The 16,896-nt window shown below is 65.2% G+C and carries 19 protein-coding genes; 16 read left to right on the top strand and 3 right to left on the bottom strand.

The annotated features are described in order from the left end of the window. Positions 1 to 65: 65 nt before the first annotated feature. A complete protein-coding gene (locus A9G05_RS03635; RefSeq protein WP_069559673.1) occupies positions 66 to 224 on the bottom strand; it encodes a DUF3309 family protein in 159 nt (52 codons plus the stop codon). Between the two features lie 174 nt (positions 225 to 398). Between A9G05_RS03635 and A9G05_RS03630 the strand changes: the two genes are divergently transcribed. The 7 genes from A9G05_RS03630 (at position 399) to A9G05_RS03600 (ending at position 4,942) form a co-directional block, all read left to right on the top strand. Next, a complete protein-coding gene (locus A9G05_RS03630) occupies positions 399 to 776 on the top strand; it encodes a DUF2784 domain-containing protein (RefSeq protein WP_069559672.1) in 378 nt (125 codons plus the stop codon). 148 nt (positions 777 to 924) lie between these two features. After that, complete coding sequence (locus tag A9G05_RS03625; RefSeq protein WP_069559671.1) at positions 925 to 1,737, top strand: SDR family oxidoreductase; 813 nt, start codon at positions 925 to 927, stop codon at positions 1,735 to 1,737. 100 nt (positions 1,738 to 1,837) lie between these two features. Further along, positions 1,838 to 3,004: a CynX/NimT family MFS transporter gene (locus A9G05_RS03620; RefSeq protein WP_069559670.1), complete on the top strand. Its 1,167-nt coding sequence runs from the start codon at positions 1,838 to 1,840 to the stop codon at positions 3,002 to 3,004. A gap of 68 nt (positions 3,005 to 3,072) precedes the next feature. Next, a complete protein-coding gene (locus A9G05_RS03615; RefSeq protein ID WP_044412337.1) occupies positions 3,073 to 3,501 on the top strand; it encodes a hypothetical protein in 429 nt (142 codons plus the stop codon). A 42-nt stretch (positions 3,502 to 3,543) separates the two neighbouring features. Beyond that, entirely contained in the window at positions 3,544 to 3,876 is a 333-nt protein-coding gene (locus A9G05_RS03610; protein ID WP_069559669.1) for a YnfA family protein, read from the top strand. Between the two features lie 138 nt (positions 3,877 to 4,014). After that, entirely contained in the window at positions 4,015 to 4,329 is a 315-nt protein-coding gene (locus A9G05_RS03605) for a hypothetical protein (RefSeq protein WP_069559668.1), read from the top strand. Positions 4,330 to 4,516: 187 nt separating this feature from the next. Then, positions 4,517 to 4,942: an organic hydroperoxide resistance protein gene (locus A9G05_RS03600; RefSeq protein WP_069559667.1), complete on the top strand. Its 426-nt coding sequence runs from the start codon at positions 4,517 to 4,519 to the stop codon at positions 4,940 to 4,942. Positions 4,943 to 4,987: 45 nt separating this feature from the next. Here the strand turns inward: A9G05_RS03600 and mdtI are convergent, their stop codons facing one another. Together mdtI and A9G05_RS03590 are read right to left on the bottom strand one after the other, a co-directional pair. Further along, positions 4,988 to 5,317, bottom strand: coding sequence for a multidrug/spermidine efflux SMR transporter subunit MdtI (gene mdtI / locus A9G05_RS03595; protein WP_069559666.1), 330 nt, complete (start codon positions 5,315 to 5,317; stop codon positions 4,988 to 4,990). Next, positions 5,314 to 5,670, bottom strand: a complete 357-nt coding sequence (locus A9G05_RS03590) for an SMR family transporter (protein ID WP_044412322.1) — start codon at positions 5,668 to 5,670, stop codon at positions 5,314 to 5,316. Before A9G05_RS03590 ends, mdtI begins: the two co-directional genes overlap by 4 nt. A gap of 515 nt (positions 5,671 to 6,185) precedes the next feature. On the opposite strand from A9G05_RS03590, the gene acs reads away from it, so the two are divergent. The 9 genes from acs to aruF all read left to right on the top strand — a co-directional run bounded on the left by acs (position 6,186) and on the right by aruF (position 16,849). Then, on the top strand, positions 6,186 to 8,141 hold the full coding sequence (acs, locus tag A9G05_RS03585) for an acetate--CoA ligase (protein ID WP_069559665.1): 1,956 nt from the start codon (positions 6,186 to 6,188) through the stop codon (positions 8,139 to 8,141). Positions 8,142 to 8,687: 546 nt separating this feature from the next. Then, a complete protein-coding gene (locus A9G05_RS03580) occupies positions 8,688 to 9,470 on the top strand; it encodes an ABC transporter substrate-binding protein (RefSeq protein ID WP_069559664.1) in 783 nt (260 codons plus the stop codon). A 316-nt stretch (positions 9,471 to 9,786) separates the two neighbouring features. Beyond that, positions 9,787 to 10,476, top strand: coding sequence for an ABC transporter permease (locus tag A9G05_RS03575; RefSeq protein ID WP_069559663.1), 690 nt, complete (start codon positions 9,787 to 9,789; stop codon positions 10,474 to 10,476). A gap of 16 nt (positions 10,477 to 10,492) precedes the next feature. Next, positions 10,493 to 11,191, top strand: coding sequence for an ABC transporter permease (locus A9G05_RS03570; protein ID WP_044412311.1), 699 nt, complete (start codon positions 10,493 to 10,495; stop codon positions 11,189 to 11,191). 4 nt (positions 11,192 to 11,195) lie between these two features. Next, entirely contained in the window at positions 11,196 to 12,308 is a 1,113-nt protein-coding gene (locus tag A9G05_RS03565) for a succinylglutamate desuccinylase/aspartoacylase family protein (protein ID WP_069559662.1), read from the top strand. Positions 12,309 to 12,332: 24 nt separating this feature from the next. Further along, positions 12,333 to 13,097, top strand: coding sequence for an arginine/ornithine transport ATP-binding protein AotP (gene aotP, locus A9G05_RS03560; RefSeq protein ID WP_044412306.1), 765 nt, complete (start codon positions 12,333 to 12,335; stop codon positions 13,095 to 13,097). A gap of 30 nt (positions 13,098 to 13,127) precedes the next feature. Beyond that, a complete protein-coding gene (gene argR / locus A9G05_RS03555) occupies positions 13,128 to 14,108 on the top strand; it encodes a transcriptional regulator ArgR (protein ID WP_069559661.1) in 981 nt (326 codons plus the stop codon). A gap of 360 nt (positions 14,109 to 14,468) precedes the next feature. Next, the gene (locus A9G05_RS03550; protein ID WP_069559660.1) at positions 14,469 to 15,689 is read left to right on the top strand and encodes an aspartate aminotransferase family protein; all 1,221 of its coding nucleotides are present in this window, start codon (positions 14,469 to 14,471) and stop codon (positions 15,687 to 15,689) included. A gap of 143 nt (positions 15,690 to 15,832) precedes the next feature. Continuing rightward, on the top strand, positions 15,833 to 16,849 hold the full coding sequence (gene aruF, locus A9G05_RS03545; protein WP_069559659.1) for an arginine/ornithine succinyltransferase subunit alpha: 1,017 nt from the start codon (positions 15,833 to 15,835) through the stop codon (positions 16,847 to 16,849). Positions 16,850 to 16,896 lie beyond the last annotated feature (47 nt).

Genomic DNA, 16,896 nt, shown 5'->3' with positions numbered 1-16,896 from the left:
GGCCAACAAGAAGAAGGGCAGCCACTGGCTGCCCTTCTTCTTTTTCGAGCCGGTCGTTCGCCGCGCTAGATGCGGCCCAGCAGCATCAGCACGATGACGATCACCAGCAGCGCACCGACGATGCCCGACGGGCCATAGCCCCAGGAGCGGGAGTGGGGGAAGACCGGCAGTCCGCCGACCAGCAGGAGGATCAGGATCAGCAGCAGGATGGTGCTCAGGCCCATGGTGGACTCCTTGGTTCTGATTGGTTCTGGACTTCCTGGCGCAGGGCGGTGAGGCTGTGCGGCCTTTTCTACCCATGCCCATGTGCTCCGACTTCAGCGGTGCACAGTGTGTTCAGGGTGTTTTCAATCCAACTTTTATCGAGGGGCGGCGTGGGACGCGCCGATGGCGAGCGGATGATCGAACGGATAGCGGCGGATGCCGTGGTGCTGGTGCACCTGGCCTTCATTGTTTTCGTGCTGCTGGGTGGGTTGGCTGTGCTGGTGCGCAACTGGATGGCGATGCTGCATCTGCCCGCCGTGGCCTGGGGCGCCTGCGTGGAGCTGCTGCACCTGCGCTGTCCGCTGACGGACCTGGAAAACAGCTTGCGGCACGCGGCGGGTGAGTCGGGCTACCCCGGTGGCTTCGTCGAGCGCTATATCCTGCCGGTGATCTACCCGGCCGGGCTGACCGATGCCATCCAACTCTGGCTGGGCGCCGTGGTCATCTGCCTCAACCTGCTGGTCTACGGACTGGTGCTGTGGCGTGTGCTGAGGCGCCGCGTAGCATTCTGAGGCGCTGTCGGGGATGCCGCTCGCGGGGCGCTGTGCAAGCTCGTGAAGCAACGTTTTGCACCGGTCATTCAGCGTCCTGATTTCGCGCTTCGGCGCCAGGGGCCTCGCTACACTGCGGGCATCTAGCACAGCAGAAGGCACCCTCACCATGCACAACCGCATCATGATCACTGGCGCCGGCTCGGGCCTGGGCCGCGAGATCGCCCTGCGCTGGGCCCGCGAAGGCAGCAAGCTCGCCCTGTCCGACGTCAACGAGGCCGGCCTGGCGGAAACCCTCGCCCTGGTTCGCGAAGCCGGCGGCGATGGCTTCACCCAGCGTTGCGACGTGCGTGACTACAGCCAGCTCACCGCATTCGCCCAGGCCTGCGAGCAGAAGCTCGGCGGCATCGACATCATCGTCAACAACGCCGGCGTGGCCTCCGGCGGCTTCTTCGAGGAGCTGTCCCTGGAGGATTGGGACTGGCAGATCGCGATCAACCTCATGGGCGTGGTCAAGGGCTGCAAGGCCTTCCTGCCGCTGCTGCAGAAGAGCCGTGGCCGCATCGTCAACATCGCCTCCATGGCGGCGCTGATGCAGGGGCCGGCCATGAGCAACTACAACGTGGCCAAGGCCGGCGTGGTGGCCCTGTCGGAAAGCCTGCTGATCGAGTTGCGCCAGGAGGGCATCGGCGTCCATGTGGTGTGCCCATCCTTCTTCCAGACCAACCTGCTGGATTCCTTCCGTGGCCCGACCCCGGCCATGAAGCAGCAGGTGGGCAAGCTGCTGGAAAGTTCGCCGATCAGCGCCGCCGACATCGCCAGCCATATCTACGACGAAGTGGCTGCCGGCACCTTCATGATCCTGCCTCACGAGCAGGGCCGGATGGCCTGGACCATCAAGCAGAAGAACCCTCAGGCCCTCTACGACGAAATGGCCACCATGGCCGAGAAAATGCGCGCCAAGAACCGCCAGGCGTCCTGATCGACCGGTCAGTTTATGGGGCTTTCAGCCTTGCCTGGCCGGGGAGTGGAGTAGTAGGGTTCCGCTCCCCGGCCTGCCTGCCGATCAACCTGGAAACCCCGTGAAGCCTGTATCCCGAGCCCTCCTGATGCTCGCCCTGGTGCTGGGGGCGATCAACCTTCGCCCCGGCATCACCTCCCTCGCTCCCCTCATCGAGCGCATTGCTGCCGAGCTTTCCCTGAGCCGGGGGCTGGTCAGCCTGACCACTGCATTGCCGGTCCTGTGCATGGGGCTGCTGGCGCCTCTCGCCCCGCGCCTGGCCGTGCGTTTCGGCCTGGAGCGGGTCATTGCCGGCTGCCTGGGATTGATCGGGCTGGCCCTGGCGGCCCGCCTCGGTTCCCACCACAGCGCGGTGCTGATCGGCAGTGCTGCCGCGCTGGGCGCTGGCATCGCCATCGCCGGCCCGCTGATGTCGGGCTTCATCAAGCGCCATTTCCATGACCACGTCGGCCGGGTCGTCGCCTGGTATGCCCTGAGCATGACCGTGGGCGGCGCAGCGGGTGCCGTGCTCACCGACCCGGTGGTGATGCTTGCCCAGGGCGGTTGGCACCTGGGCCTGGCGGCCTGGGCCATTCCGGCTGGCGTGGCGATGCTGCTCTGGCTGTACCTGCCCAATCGGGCCGAGAAGGCGGAGGAGGGCGGGGCTGCCGGCCTGCCCTGGCGAGAGCCCAGAGCCTGGCTGATCACAGCGCTCTTCGCCATCCAGGCCGGGCTGTTCTATGCCTTGGCTACCTGGCTGGTGGCTCGCTATACCGAAGCTGGTTTCAGCAGCTTGCGCAGCAACAGCCTGTTCAGCCTGTTCATGCTGATGGGGCTGCCCAGCTCGTTCATCCTGCCCTGGCTGGCCCAGCGTTTCGGCAACCGTTATCACCTGCTGCTGGGGTGTGGCTTCATTACCACGCTGTGCCTGGCCATGATCACCTTTGCACCGACCCAGGTGCCCGGGCTCTGGGCGCTGTTGCTGGGCCTGGGGCTCTCCGGTTCCTTCTCCCTGGCCATGGTGCTGCCGCTCTACGAGGTGAACAGCTCCCTCGCGGTGAGCCGATGGACGGCGATGATGCTGTTCGCCGGCTACAGCCTGGGCAGCCTGACGCCGGTGCTTGCCGGCCTGGGGCGTGACCTGGCGGGCAACTATCAGGTGCCGTTCATGGTCATCACCGGGCTGGCTTCGCTGCTCTGTGTGCTGGCGTGGCTCCTGGGGCGACGCAGGGCTGAAGCGCGGAAATAGCGCGCAGTTCCTTTCCTGGCTGCCGGCCCTGTGTTAGAAGGCTGCCTCAGTTTTCCTGGAGTGCTTGTGTGGACTCTGAATCCATCGTCTATGGCTGCATCCGCGATTGGCCGTCCGATGATCCCGAGGTGCTGGATCATCGCCGCGAGACCAATCGCGCGGTGATCGAGCGCCTGCCTGCCGGCGATATCTGGCCCTTCCTCGGCCGCGAGATGTTTTCCTTCAGTCGCCGCCCCGGGCTCGGCCTCTACCAGACCCAGGTGATCCACTTCGGCGCCAGCTACCCGGCCATCGAGTACGAGTGGAACCTCTGGGTGAAGCAGTTCGAAGCGTTGCTGGAACAGCTCTACTGGGGCAGCGCCGTGGTGCACCTGGAGACGGAGCTCAACGGCACCCACACCTTCCGCTGGGAAAGCGAGCAGGGCTTCCACAGTCCGCAGGAAGCCGGCCTGCGCGTGCGCTGCGCCTGGGAACGGGAAGGCGCGTTGCGCGGCTGACGCCATGCGGCCGGCACGGTCGCACTTGCCCTGGAGGCATCCATGCTCAATTACCTGTGGTTCTTCCTCGCGGCTCTGTTCGAGATCGCCGGCTGCTACGCCTTCTGGATGTGGCTGCGGCTTGGACGCAGTGCTCTGTGGATCGTCCCGGGGCTGTTGAGCCTGACCCTGTTCGCCCTCCTGCTCACCCGGATCGAGGCGGCCTACGCCGGGCGGGCCTACGCGGCCTACGGCGGGGTCTATATCGTCGCCTCGCTCTGTTGGCTGGCCTTCGTCGAGCGCACTCGCCCACTGGCCAGCGACTGGCTGGGGGCGGCGCTCTGCGTCATCGGTGCTGTCATCATCCTGCTCGGGCCTCGCGTTTCCTCGTCCTGAGCCCCTCTGTCGCGTTTGTCTGATCCTGTTACCGGTTGGGGTGGAAAGCCGCCCTGCGACTGCTAGATTTTCGCACTCGGTGTTCGAAGATCCCTACGTCAGGCCCGCTCAACCATAACAAGCAGGACGGACCCCGCCATGGATACCTGCCAATCGTTTTCGACCGTCGAAATCAAGAATCTGGTGTTCCAGCACCTGTGCGACTGCTCGCCTGCCCAGCAGGTGGTGTTCGCCGCCTGCCGCGTGCCTTTCTATGCCTGCACCCGCTTGCGCTTCGGCGAGCCGGAAGATGTGCTGGTGGTGGCCGAGCTGCCCAATGGCATCCTCTATTTCGGCGAGGGTGACGAGGGCTTCGGGCTCGGCCTGCCGGACGGGCAGGGGCGGCTGCACTGCCAGGGGCAATACGCCCTCGCACTGACCCAGGCGCTCAGCCGAGCGGGCTTTCATCGCTAGGCGAGCAGGCGTTGCGCTGGGCTTATGCCTCGCTGGAATGAGGTCATAGCGAAACGATCCAATGAAATAACTTGCGCACAAAATAAGCGAGCGATAAATTTATCGCCATGAAAATTTGTGCACTAAATAAAATCGCGCAAATCAAATCGGATCTACCCCAACGCAACCTGATCATGAGGACCGCACCATGAGCATCGAAAACGTCGTATACCGCGCCTACGCAGAAGCCACCGGTGGCCGTGATGGCCGTGCAGTTTCCTCCGATGGCGTGCTGGACGTCGCCCTGACCACCCCGCGCGAACTGGGCGGTGCCGGCGGCTCGGGCACCAACCCTGAGCAACTCTTCGCGGCCGGTTACTCGGCGTGCTTCATCGGCGCGATGAAGTTCGTCGCGGCACGGGACAAGTACCCGATGCCGGCGGACGCTTCCATCGAAGGGATCGTCGGCATCGGCGCCATCCCCAACGGCTTCGGCATCGAGGTGGAGCTGCAGATCAGCCTGCCGGGGATGGACAAGGCTCACGCCCGCGAACTGGTGGACAAGGCCCACATCGTCTGCCCGTACTCCAACGCCACCCGCGGCAACATCGACGTCACCCTGACTCTGGTCTGACCGCCGGCACGAATGAAAAAGGCCCCTTGCGGGGCCTTTTTCATGTCAGGCGAGTTTCAGCAGGGTCATGCCCCCTACCAGCAAGCTCAGGCCGAGCCAGCCGCGCCAGGCCAACCGCTGGCCGAACAGGGCCCAACCGAGGGCAACGGTGGCGATGATGCCGAAGCCGCCCCAGATGGCGTAGGCCATCGACAGCTCCATGCCCTGCACCGCCTGGGCCAGCGCGGTGAAGGCCGCGAGGATGCAGAGGATGGACAGGCCGCCGAGCAGGCGCCGGCGGAAGCCGTCGGAGTACTTGAGCAGGACGTTGGCCAGGACTTCCAGGACGATGGCCACGCCCAGCCAGGCGAAGTGAATCCAGGTCACGGTGCTCATGCTGCTACCTCCTGGCGAGTCGGCTCGGTCGAGCTGTGGGTGCCGAACTTGATCAGCAGGATGCCGGCGATCATCACGCCGATGCCCAGCGCCTTGGCCAGGCCGAGGCTTTCCCCGAGCCAGGCGACGCTGACGGCGGTGATCAACACAATGCCGATGCCCTCCCAGAGGGCGTAGGCAACCCCGACCGGGACGCGCTTGACGGCCAGTGCCAGGAAGAAATACGACAGGCCGATCAGGCCGTACATCAGCAGGTGCCCCAGCACTGGGTTGTTTTCGTTGGCAAAGGACATGGAGGTGGTGCCGACGACCTCGAAGAAGATCGCCGTCAGAAGATAGATCCAGGAACGCATGGTGCCCTCCCATGGGCATTGCGGGCTCGCCGTCAGTGGCGAATGGCCCGTGTTTCGGATTCGGGTGTGCGCAGGGCGCAGGTGGCCGAAGTCGTCCGGCCCGAATGGGAGGGGCGCTACAGGTCGCCGGTCCAGTGGCCCTCGCGGGACACCAGACGGGAGAAGGACAGGGAAGGGGAGTGACTGTTCAACATAATGAACGGAATATTAACTTTAGGTATCCATGCGTATCAATCGATAGGTTTTGGCTAAATATTTCCGCAATTGTTAAGGGCTGGAGCGCACTTGCTTTCGGAGCTGGCAAAAAACTGTTCGCTTTATTGATCGTTATGGGGCTTCGGCGCCCTGGAGCGGCAGGCGCTGCCAGAGGCACCTGGAAAACGCGCTGGATGGCCCGTTCCACGGGGCTTAGACCATGGTCCAAGTCCGGTAAGACCATGGTCGAATGGCCCCACTGACAGGCGGGGGATACAAAAGACGGCATACAAAAACAACTACCCGTCGAGGTATGAGACATGAGTGCTGCTTCACTGTATCCGGTGCGTCCCGAGGTGGCTGAAAAGTCGCTGACCAACGAGGCGACCTACAAGGCCATGTACCAGCAGTCGGTGATCAACCCCGATGGTTTCTGGCGCGAGCAGGCTCAGCGCATCGACTGGATCAAACCCTTCACCAAGGTCAAGCAGACCTCCTTCGACGACCACCACGTCGACATCAAGTGGTTCGCCGACGGCACCCTCAACCTCTCCGCCAACTGCCTGGACCGTCACCTCGCCGAGCGCGGCGACCAACTGGCGATCATCTGGGAAGGCGACGACCCGTCCGAGCACCGCAACATCACCTACCGCGAACTGCACGAAGAAGTGTGCAAGTTCGCCAACGCCCTGCGCGGCCAGGATGTGCACCGCGGTGACGTGGTCACCCTCTACATGCCGATGATTCCCGAGGCAGTGGTGGCCATGCTGGCCTGCACCCGCATCGGCGCCATTCACTCCGTGGTCTTCGGCGGCTTCTCTCCCGAGGCCCTGGCCGGCCGCATCATCGACTGCAAGTCCAAGGTGGTGATCACCGCCGACGAAGGCTTGCGCGGCGGCAAGAAGACCCCGCTGAAAGCCAATGTCGACGACGCCCTGACCAACCCCGAGACCAGCAGTGTGCAGAAGCTGATCGTGGTCAAGCGCACCGGTTCGGACATCAAGTGGAACCCGCACCGCGACGTCTGGTACGAGGACCTGATGAAGGTCGCCTCCAGCCAGTGCCTGCCGAAGGAAATGGGCGCCGAGGACCCGCTGTTCATCCTCTACACTTCCGGCTCCACCGGTAAGCCCAAGGGCGTGCTGCACACCACCGGCGGCTACCTGGTCTACGCCTCGCTGACCCATGAGCGCGTGTTCGACTACCGCCCGGGCGAAGTCTTCTGGTGCACCGCTGACATAGGCTGGGTCACCGGCCACACCTACCTGGTCTACGGGCCGCTTTCCAATGGCGCCACCACCCTGATGTTCGAAGGCGTGCCGAACTACCCGGACGTCACCCGCGTCGCCAAGATCATCGACAAGCACAAGGTCAACATCCTCTACACCGCCCCCACCGCCATCCGCGCGATGATGGCCGAGGGCAAGGCCGCCGTGGCCGGTGCCGACGGCTCCAGCTTGCGCCTGCTGGGTTCGGTGGGCGAGCCGATCAATCCGGAAGCCTGGCACTGGTACTACGAAAACGTCGGCAAGTCCCGCTGCCCGATCGTCGACACCTGGTGGCAGACCGAGACCGGCGCCTGCCTGATGACCCCGCTGCCGGGGGCTCACGCCCTCAAGCCGGGTTCTGCCGCACGGCCCTTCTTCGGCGTGCAACCGGCGCTGGTGGACAACCTGGGCAACCTGATCGAGGGTGCCGCGGAAGGCAACCTGGTGATCATCGACTCCTGGCCGGGCCAGGCCCGTACCCTGTACGGCGACCACGACCGCTACGTCGACACCTACTTCAAGACCTTCAAGGGCATGTACTTCACCGGTGACGGTGCCCGTCGCGATGAAGACGGCTACTACTGGATCACCGGCCGCGTCGACGACGTGCTCAACGTCTCCGGCCACCGCATGGGCACCGCCGAGATCGAGAGCGCCATGGTGGCCCACCCGAAGGTCGCCGAGGCTGCCGTGGTGGGCATCCCCCACGACATCAAGGGGCAGGGCATCTACGTCTACGTCACCCTCAACGCGGGCGTGGAATCCTCCGAAGCGCTGCGTCAGGAGCTGAAGCAGTGGGTGCGCCGCGAGATCGGCCCCATCGCCACGCCGGACGTGATCCAGTGGGCACCCGGCCTGCCCAAGACCCGCTCCGGCAAGATCATGCGGCGCATCCTGCGCAAGATCGCCGTGGCCGAGTACGACACCCTCGGCGACATCTCCACGCTGGCTGATCCTGGCGTGGTGCAGCACCTCATCGATACCCACCGCACCATGCAGGCCGCCTGACCCGGCGACTTCCCGCTCCAGCGAACGCCCCGCCCGGCCACAAGCCCGGCGGGGCGTTCTGCTTCTGGTCGATTGATATCGGATGGTGCCTGCGGATGACAGTCCGCAATGGGGGATAGCGAGCGGTAACAGTCGGGGTGTAACCTTGCGCGCCATTCTGGGGCGCCAGGGAGCAGATTGCCCCGGGCTGGTGCTGCGCGAGGTGAGTCTGACAACCCGGTGATCGGCTGGAGGGCCTGTTTTTTCTGGGGTTGTTGGAAAGTGGTCTGGTAATTGCTTTTTCAGAAGGTTCTGAATTGAACTGCCTAGCCATAAAAGAAGGTTTCTGTCAACCTCTCCCTCTCGGTCGTCCTGGCCTTTTGTAATTTGTTGTCGCATTGAAGAAATATCGACTTTAGGGCTGTCGCTAGAATGCCGCTCACCCGGCCAAGGCCAATTCCCTGAGTTCAATCAAGGTAATTCCCGCGCCTATTTCTACAATTCGCTGAATGGTCTGGGCACGATCTCTCCTGCCAGCAGATGCTTCCCTATTCCAAGGAGTCAAACATGAAGAAGATTGCCCTTCTCGGCGCTCTGGCGCTGACCCTGCTGTCGCCGCTGGCAGCCACTGCCGATGATTCCAAGCCCCTGCGTATCGGCATCGAGGCCGCATACCCGCCCTTCGCCTTCAAGACCCCGGACGGCAAGATCACCGGCTTCGACTACGACATCGGCAACGCCCTCTGCGAAGAGATGAAGGTCAAGTGCCAGTGGATCGAGCAGGAGTTCGACGGCCTGATCCCCGCCCTCAAGGTGCGCAAGTTCGACGCCGTGCTGTCCTCGATGACCATCACCGAAGACCGCAAGAAGTCCGTCGACTTCACCAACCGCTACTACCTGACCCCGATCAAGCTGGCGATGAAGGCCGGCACCGTGATCAACGACCCGCTGGTGGACCTGAAGGGCAAGAAGGTCGGCGTTCAGCGCGCCAGCACCTACGACCGCTTCGCCACCGAGGTCTACGCCCCGGCCGGTATCGAAGTGGTGCGCTACAGCTCGCAGAACGAAGTGTTCCTCGACATGACCGCCGGCCGCCTCGACGCGACCCTGGCCGATGCCGTGAACATCGACGACGGCTTCCTCAAGACCGAAGCCGGCAAGGGCTTCGCCCTGGTAGGCCCGGACTACACCGATCCGAAGTACTTCGGTGAAGGCGCCGGCATCGCCGTTCGCAAGGGCGACAAGGCCCTGGTGGACAAGATCAACGCCGCCATCGCCGCCATTCGTGCCAACGGCAAGTACAAGGAAGTCCAGGACAAGTACTTCCAGTTCAACATCTACGGCGAGTAATCCCCTCCGCCCTTCCCCGGAAGTGGCACAACCAGGACGTTGAGGCCGCCCCGCGACCACGGGGCACCTCTAAAAACTACCTGCGTTGTCATCGCGGCGTTAAAAACAGCCTCAAAATGCTCATTTACCCTACGTAAACTGCGCTTTTTCGTCTGTTTTTGCCTTGCGCTGACTGCCTCGTCCACGTTTTTAGAGGCGCCCTACGGCACCGCGCGACCGGGCGTCACGGTCGGCGGTTAACCTGCAGGTTGTGCCACTTTTTCATTGCAGCGGTGCTGTCCGGTTTCACCTGGGGCGCTGCAAGAGGACCTGAAACATGCTCAACGGCTACGGCTCGACCATTCTCGAGGGTGCCTGGCTCACCCTGCAGTTGGCGTTGTCCTCCATGTCCATGGCCATCCTGCTCGGCCTGGTCGGCGCGGCCTTTCGCCTGTCGCCGGTGCGCTGGCTGGCCATCATGGGCGATGCCTACGCCACCGTGGTCCGCGGCATTCCCGACCTGGTGCTGATCCTGTTGATCTTCTACGGCGGCCAGCAGGTGGTGAACCTGGTGGGGCCGATGGTCGGTTATGACGATTACATCGACCTCGACCCGTTCTGGTCCGGGGTCTTTACCCTCGGCTTCATCTTCGGTGCCTACCTGTCCGAGACCTTCCGGGGCGCCTTCATGGCCATTCCGAAAGGGCAGGGCGAGGCCGGCTTCGCCTACGGCATGAACGGCCGCCAGGTGTTCTTCCGCATCCTGGTGCCGCAGATGATCCGCTTCGCCATCCCCGGCTTCACCAACAACTGGCTGGTGCTGACCAAGGCCACCGCGCTGGTGTCCGTGGTGGGCCTGCAGGACATGATGTTCAAGGCCAAGAGTGCGGCAGACGCCACCCGCGAGCCCTTCACCTTCTTCCTGGCCGTGGCGGGTCTGTACCTGGTGCTGACCAGCGTGTCGCTGCTGGCGTTGCGCTTCCTGGAAAAACGTTACTCCGTCGGCATCAAGGCCGCCGATCTGTGAGCGAGAGGGCGCATCCGTGATCTTCGACTACACCGTCATCTACGAGAACCTGCCGCTCTACTTCAGCGGCGTGCTGGTGACCCTCAAGCTGCTGGCCATTTCCCTGGCTGTCGGCCTGCTGGTGGCCGTGCCCCTGGCGCTGATGCGGGTCTCCAAGCAGCCCATGGTCAACTTCCCGGCCTGGCTCTACACCTACGTCATCCGCGGCACCCCGATGCTGGTGCAGCTGTTCCTCATCTACTACGGGCTGGCCCAGTTCGAGGCCGTGCGTGCAAGCTGGCTCTGGCCCTACCTGTCCAACGCCACCTTCTGCGCCTGCCTGGCGTTCGCCATCAACACCAGCGCCTACACCGCCGAGATCCTCGCCGGCAGCCTCAAGGCCACGCCCCATGGCGAGATCGAAGCGGCCAAGGCCATCGGCATGTCCCGCGCCAAGCTGTACCGCCGCATCCTGCTGCCCTCGGCCCTGCGCCGTGCGCTGCCGCAGTACAGCAACGAAGTGATCATGATGCTGCACACCACCAGCCTGGCCTCCATCGTCACCCTGGTGGACATCACCGGCGCCGCGCGCACCGTGAACTCGCAGTACTACCTGCCGTTCGAGGCGTTCATCACCGCCGGCCTGTTCTACCTGTGCCTGACCTTCATCCTGGTGCGCCTGTTCAAGCTGGCCGAGCGCCGCTGGCTGGCCTACCTGGCCCCGCGCAAGGCCTGATGCCATGGAGCGCATCGACCACGAACTGCCCTGGGGCCTGCCCGGTACCCGCCGCCAGTTGAGCGTCTTCCGCTTCGGCACCGGCACGCGCAAGGCGTACCTGCAGGCATCCCTGCATGCCGACGAGCTGCCGGGCATGCGCGTGGCGGTGGAGCTCAAGCGGCGCCTCGCCGAACTGGAGGCCGAAGGCCGCCTGACCGGCTGCATCGAGCTGGTGCCGGTGGCCAACCCCATCGGCCTCGGCCAGGTGCTGCAGGCCACTCACCTGGGCCGCTTCGAGTTCACCAGCGGGCGTAACTTCAACCGTGGCTTCGTCGACCTGGCGACCCAGGTCGAGGCCGGCCTGGAAGGGCGCCTGGGTGATGACGCCGATGCCAACCGCACCACCATCCGCGAGGCCATGCAGGCCGCCTTGCACCAGTTGCCGCCGGCCGCTTCGGAGCTGGAGGGCCTGCAGCGCCTGCTGCTGACCCACGCCTGCGACGCCGACCTGGTGCTGGACCTGCATTGCGACCTGGAGGCGGCCGTGCACCTGTACTGCCTGCCGCAGCACGCCGCGTCGCTGGCCGGGCTCTCGGCCCGCCTGGGGGCTGCGGCCGTGCTCACTGCTGAAGAGTCCGGCGGCAGCTCCTTCGACGAGGCCTGTTCGCTGCCCTGGCTGCGCCTGGCGCGGCGCTTCCCGCAGGCGTCGATTTCGCTGGCCTGCGTGGCCAGCACGGTCGAGCTGGGCGGCGTGGCCGATACCGACCGCCCGCTGTCCGAGGCTCGCGCCGAGGCCATCCTTGCGGTGCTCGCCGAGCACGGGCTGATCGACGGTGACTGGCCGGCCGCGCCGCCGGCACTGTGCGAGCCGACCCCCTTCGAGGGCACCGAACTGCTCTATCCGCCCCACTCCGGCGTGGTCAGCTTCCTGCAGCCTGCCGGTGCGCGGGTCAGGGCGGGCGAGCCGCTGTTCGAAGTGATCGACCCCTTGAGCGACCGCCATTCAACGGTGTGCGCCACGGTGGACGGCGTGCTGTTCGCCCGTGAGCGCACCCGCTTCGCCCAACCCGGACTGTGGCTGGCCAAGGTGGCCGGCCGTGAACCCATTCGTCAGGGACGCTTGCTGAGCGACTGATCCAATCGCATCGAGACCGAGACCATGTACAAACTGGAAGTCCAAGACCTGCACAAGCGCTACGGCAGCCATGAAGTCCTCAAGGGCGTCTCCCTGGCCGCCAAGGCGGGCGATGTGATCAGCATCATCGGCTCGAGCGGATCGGGCAAAAGTACCTTCCTGCGCTGCATCAACCTGCTGGAGCAGCCCCACGGCGGCAAGATCCTGCTCAATGGCGAGGAGCTCAAGCTGGTGGCCAACAAGGACGGCGGCCTCAAGGCGGCCGACCCCAAGCAGCTGCAGCGCATGCGCTCGCGCCTGGCCATGGTGTTCCAGCACTTCAACCTGTGGTCGCACATGAGCGCCCTGGAGAACGTCATCGAAGCGCCGGTGCACGTGCTCGGCGTGTCGAAGAAGGAAGCCATCGAGAAGGCCGAGCACTACCTGGCCAAGGTCGGCGTGGCCCACCGCAAGGACGCCTACCCGGCGCACATGTCCGGCGGTGAGCAGCAGCGCGTCGCCATCGCCCGCGCCCTGGCGGTGGAGCCGGAGGTGATGCTGTTCGACGAGCCCACTTCCGCCCTCGACCCCGAACTGGTGGGCGAGGTGCTCAAGGTGATGAAGGACCTGGCCCTGGAAGGCCGCACCATGGTGGTGGTCACCCACGAGATGGGCTTCGCCCGTGAGGTGTCCAACCAGTTGATTTTCCTGCACAAGGGCGTGGTCGAAGAGACCGGCTGCCCGAAGGATGTGTTGGCCAATCCACAATCCGAGCGGCTCAAGCAGTTCCTCTCCGGAAGCCTCAAGTAAATCGTGCCGACTGAGGCTAAGCTGCCTGCCATGACTGCCCAACGAATCGGTTTCCTGCTCTGGCCCGGCACCAAGGCCATGACCCTGGCGCTGGCCGAGGAGGCCCTGCGCGTCGCCCAGCGCCTGCACCCGGAAGTGGTCTACGACCTGCACTTCCTCCAGGCCGAAGCACCGGCCGAAGGCGGCTGGCGCCTGCCGGGCGAGCCCTGGACCGGCAGGCTGGAAGGGCTGACGCGCCTGTTCCTGCTGGCCGACGAACCACCGGCGGCGGTGTCCGTCGGGCTGGCCACGGCACTGAAGCAGGTGGCCCGCACCGGCTGCGTGGTGGGCGGGCTCTCCGCTGGGGTCTACCCGCTGGCGCAACTGGGCCTGCTGGACGGTTACCGCGCAGCGGTGCACTGGCGCTGGCAGGACGATTTCAGCGAGCGCTTCCCCAAGGTCATCGCCACCAGCCACCTGTTCGACTGGGACCGCGACCGCCTCACCGCCTGCGGCGGCCTGGCGGTGCTCGACCTGCTGCTGGCGGTGCTGGCCCGTGACCACGGCGCCGAGCTGGCCGGCGCGGTGTCCGAGGAGCTGGTGGTGGAGCGCATCCGCGAAGGCGGCGAGCGCCAGCGCATCCCGCTGCAGAACCGCCTCGGCTCCAGCCACCCGAAGCTCACCCAGGCGGTGCTGCTGATGGAGGCCAACATTGAGGAGCCGCTGACCACCGACGAGATCGCCCAGCACGTGTGCGTGTCGCGTCGCCAGCTGGAGCGCATCTTCAAGCAGTACCTCAACCGCGTGCCCAGCCAGTACTACCTGGAACTGCGCCTGAACAAGGCCCGGCAGATGCTGATGCAGACCAGCAAGTCGATCATCCAGATCGGCCTCTCCTGCGGCTTCTCCTCCGGCCCGCACTTCTCCAGCGCCTACCGCAACTTCTTCGGCGTCACCCCCCGCGAAGACCGCAACCAGCGGCGCAGCGGCGGCCCCTTCGACAACCAGCCGGCACTGTCCGAGCGCGGTTGATCACCGGTGCCGGGCGGGCGGCTCGCAGCGCCCGGCGCCTCGTTCCTGTCTTCCTTGTGCTGGCAGCCCCGGTCGCGGGTGCGGCGTGCCGGTGTATGGCGTCTCGATGCGCCGTCTTGCCCCGTGTCCTTGTGCATGACGGATACCCGCCGGTCATCCCGTGGCGAATACGCTGTGCCCCGTGCGTCCTGTGGCGATCCGCGTTTAAACTGCGCCTTCCCGACGCTTTCTGTCGCATTTCCGAAAGCCTCGGATTTTCGCGGGTTTGCGCTGTAAGAAGTTGTCGCTTGGCGGCAATGCCAACCCCGGATCACTCCCTACAATCCTTTCACCACTAGCCGCTTCAGGCAGGAGAAACTGATGTCCGTTGAGCATGCGCAGGTCGAGCGCGCCGATTTCGATCAGCTGATGGTCCCCAACTATGCCCCCGCCGCGTTCATCCCGGTGCGAGGCCAGGGTTCCCGCGTCTGGGACCAGAGCGGCCGTGAACTGATCGACTTCGCCGGCGGCATCGCCGTGAACTCCCTGGGGCATGCTCACCCGGCACTGGTCAAGGCACTGACCGACCAGGCCAACAAGATCTGGCACGTTTCCAACGTCTTCACCAACGAGCCGGCCCTGCGCCTGGCCCGGAAGCTGGTGGACGCCACCTTCGCCGAGCGCGTGTTCCTCGCCAACTCCGGCGCCGAGGCCAACGAGGCCGCGTTCAAGCTGGCCCGTCGCTACGCCCACGACGTTTATGGCCCGCAGAAGCACGAGATCATCGCCGCCACCAACAGCTTCCACGGGCGCACCCTGTTCACCGTGACGGTGGGCGGCCAGCCGAAGTACTCCGACGGCTTCGGTCCGAAGATGGAAGGCATCACCCATGTGCCGTTCAACGACCTGGAAGCCCTGAAGGCCGCCATCTCCGACAAGACCTGCGCCGTGGTCCTCGAGCCCGTGCAAGGGGAGGGCGGCGTGCTGCCGGCCGACCAGGCCTACCTGGAAGGCGCCCGCAAGCTGTGCGACGAGCACAACGCCCTGCTGGTGTTCGACGAAGTGCAGAGCGGCATGGGCCGCAGCGGCCATCTGTTCGCCTACCAGCACTACGGTGTGACCCCGGACATCCTCTCCAGTGCCAAGAGCCTGGGCGGCGGTTTCCCCATCGGCGCCATGCTGACCACCACCGAGATCGCCAAGCACCTCTCCGTGGGCACCCACGGCACCACCTACGGTGGCAACCCGCTGGCCTGCGCCGTGGCCGAAGCGGTGCTGGACGTGATCAACACCCCCGAAGTGCTCAGCGGCATCACCGCCAAGCACGAGCGCTTCAAGGCACGCCTCGAGGCCATCGGCCAGAAGTACGGCCTGTTCAGTGAAGTGCGCGGTCTGGGCCTGCTGATCGGCGCGGTGCTGGCCGATGCCTGGAAAGGCAAGGCCAAGGACGTGCTCAACGCCGCCGAGAAGGAGGCCGTGATGGTGCTGCAGGCCAGTCCGGACGTGGTGCGCTTCGCGCCCAGCCTGGTGATCCCGGATGCCGACATCGACGAAGGCCTGGACCGTTTCGAGCGCGCCGTGGCCAAGCTGACCCAGGCCTGAGGGCCCGGAAGGCGCGGCACAGGAGGTGCCGCGCCGCACAACCAGGGATGAAGGTTTTTCATGCGTGATCGGCGGCCCATTGGCCGCCGTTTTCTCCGGTCGGCCAACGGCGCTGCCGGAGCCTTTACTGAAGGAGTGACCCCATGCTGGTGATGCGCCCCGCGCAAATGGCCGACCTCGCCGATGTTCAGCGACTGGCCGCGGACAGCCCCGTGGGTGTCACGTCCCTCCCGGACGACGCCGGTCGCCTGGGCGAGAAGATCACCGCCTCCGAAGCGTCCTTCGCTGCCGAAGTGAGCTTCAACGGCGAGGAAAGCTACTTCTTCGTGCTGGAAGACACCGAGCGCGGCTGCCTGGTGGGCTGTTCCGCCATCGTCGCCTCCGCCGGTTTCTCCGAGCCCTTCTACAGCTTCCGCAACGAGACCTTCGTGCATGCGTCCCGGGAGTTGAAGATCCACAACAAGATTCACGTTCTCTCGCTGTGTCACGACCTCACCGGCAACAGCCTGCTGACCAGCTTCTACGTCGAGCGCGACCTGGTGAACACCGCCTTCGCCGAGCTCAACTCCCGTGGCCGCCTGCTGTTCATGGCCAGCCACCCCGAGCGCTTCGCCGACGCGGTGGTGGTGGAGATCGTCGGCTACAGCGACGACCAGGGTGAATCGCCGTTCTGGAACGCCGTCGGGCGCAACTTCTTCGACCTCAACTACGTCGAGGCCGAGCGCCTGTCGGGGCTGAAGAGCCGCACCTTCCTCGCCGAGCTGATGCCGAACTACCCCATCTACGTGCCGCTGCTGCCCGACGCGGCCCAGGAGTCCATGGGGCAGGTGCACCCGCGCGCGCAGATCACCTTCGACATCCTCATGCGCGAAGGCTTCGAGACCGACAACTACATCGACATCTTCGACGGTGGCCCGACCCTGCACGCCCGCACGTCCGGCATCCGCTCCATCGCCCAGAGCCGCGTGGTGCCGGTGCGCATCGGTGCCGCGCCCAAGGTGGGCCGCCAGTACCTGGTGAGCAACGGCCAGTTGCAGGACTTCCGCGCCGTGGTGGCCGAGCTGGACTGGGCCCCGGGCAAACCGGTGGAACTCACCGCCGAAGCCGCCGAAGCCCTGGGCGTCGGTGAGGGCGCCAGCGTGCGCCTGGTGGCGATTTAACCCCGAGTGCCAGCCCTGGGCGGCGTGCCGCCCGACCTGCCGCTCGC

The organism is Pseudomonas sp. ENNP23 (assembly GCF_001728945.1).
GTDB lineage: Bacteria > Pseudomonadota > Gammaproteobacteria > Pseudomonadales > Pseudomonadaceae > Metapseudomonas > Metapseudomonas otitidis.
The sequence above is the reverse complement of the archived record's forward strand: the minus strand, read 5'-3'. Positions and strand labels throughout refer to the sequence as shown.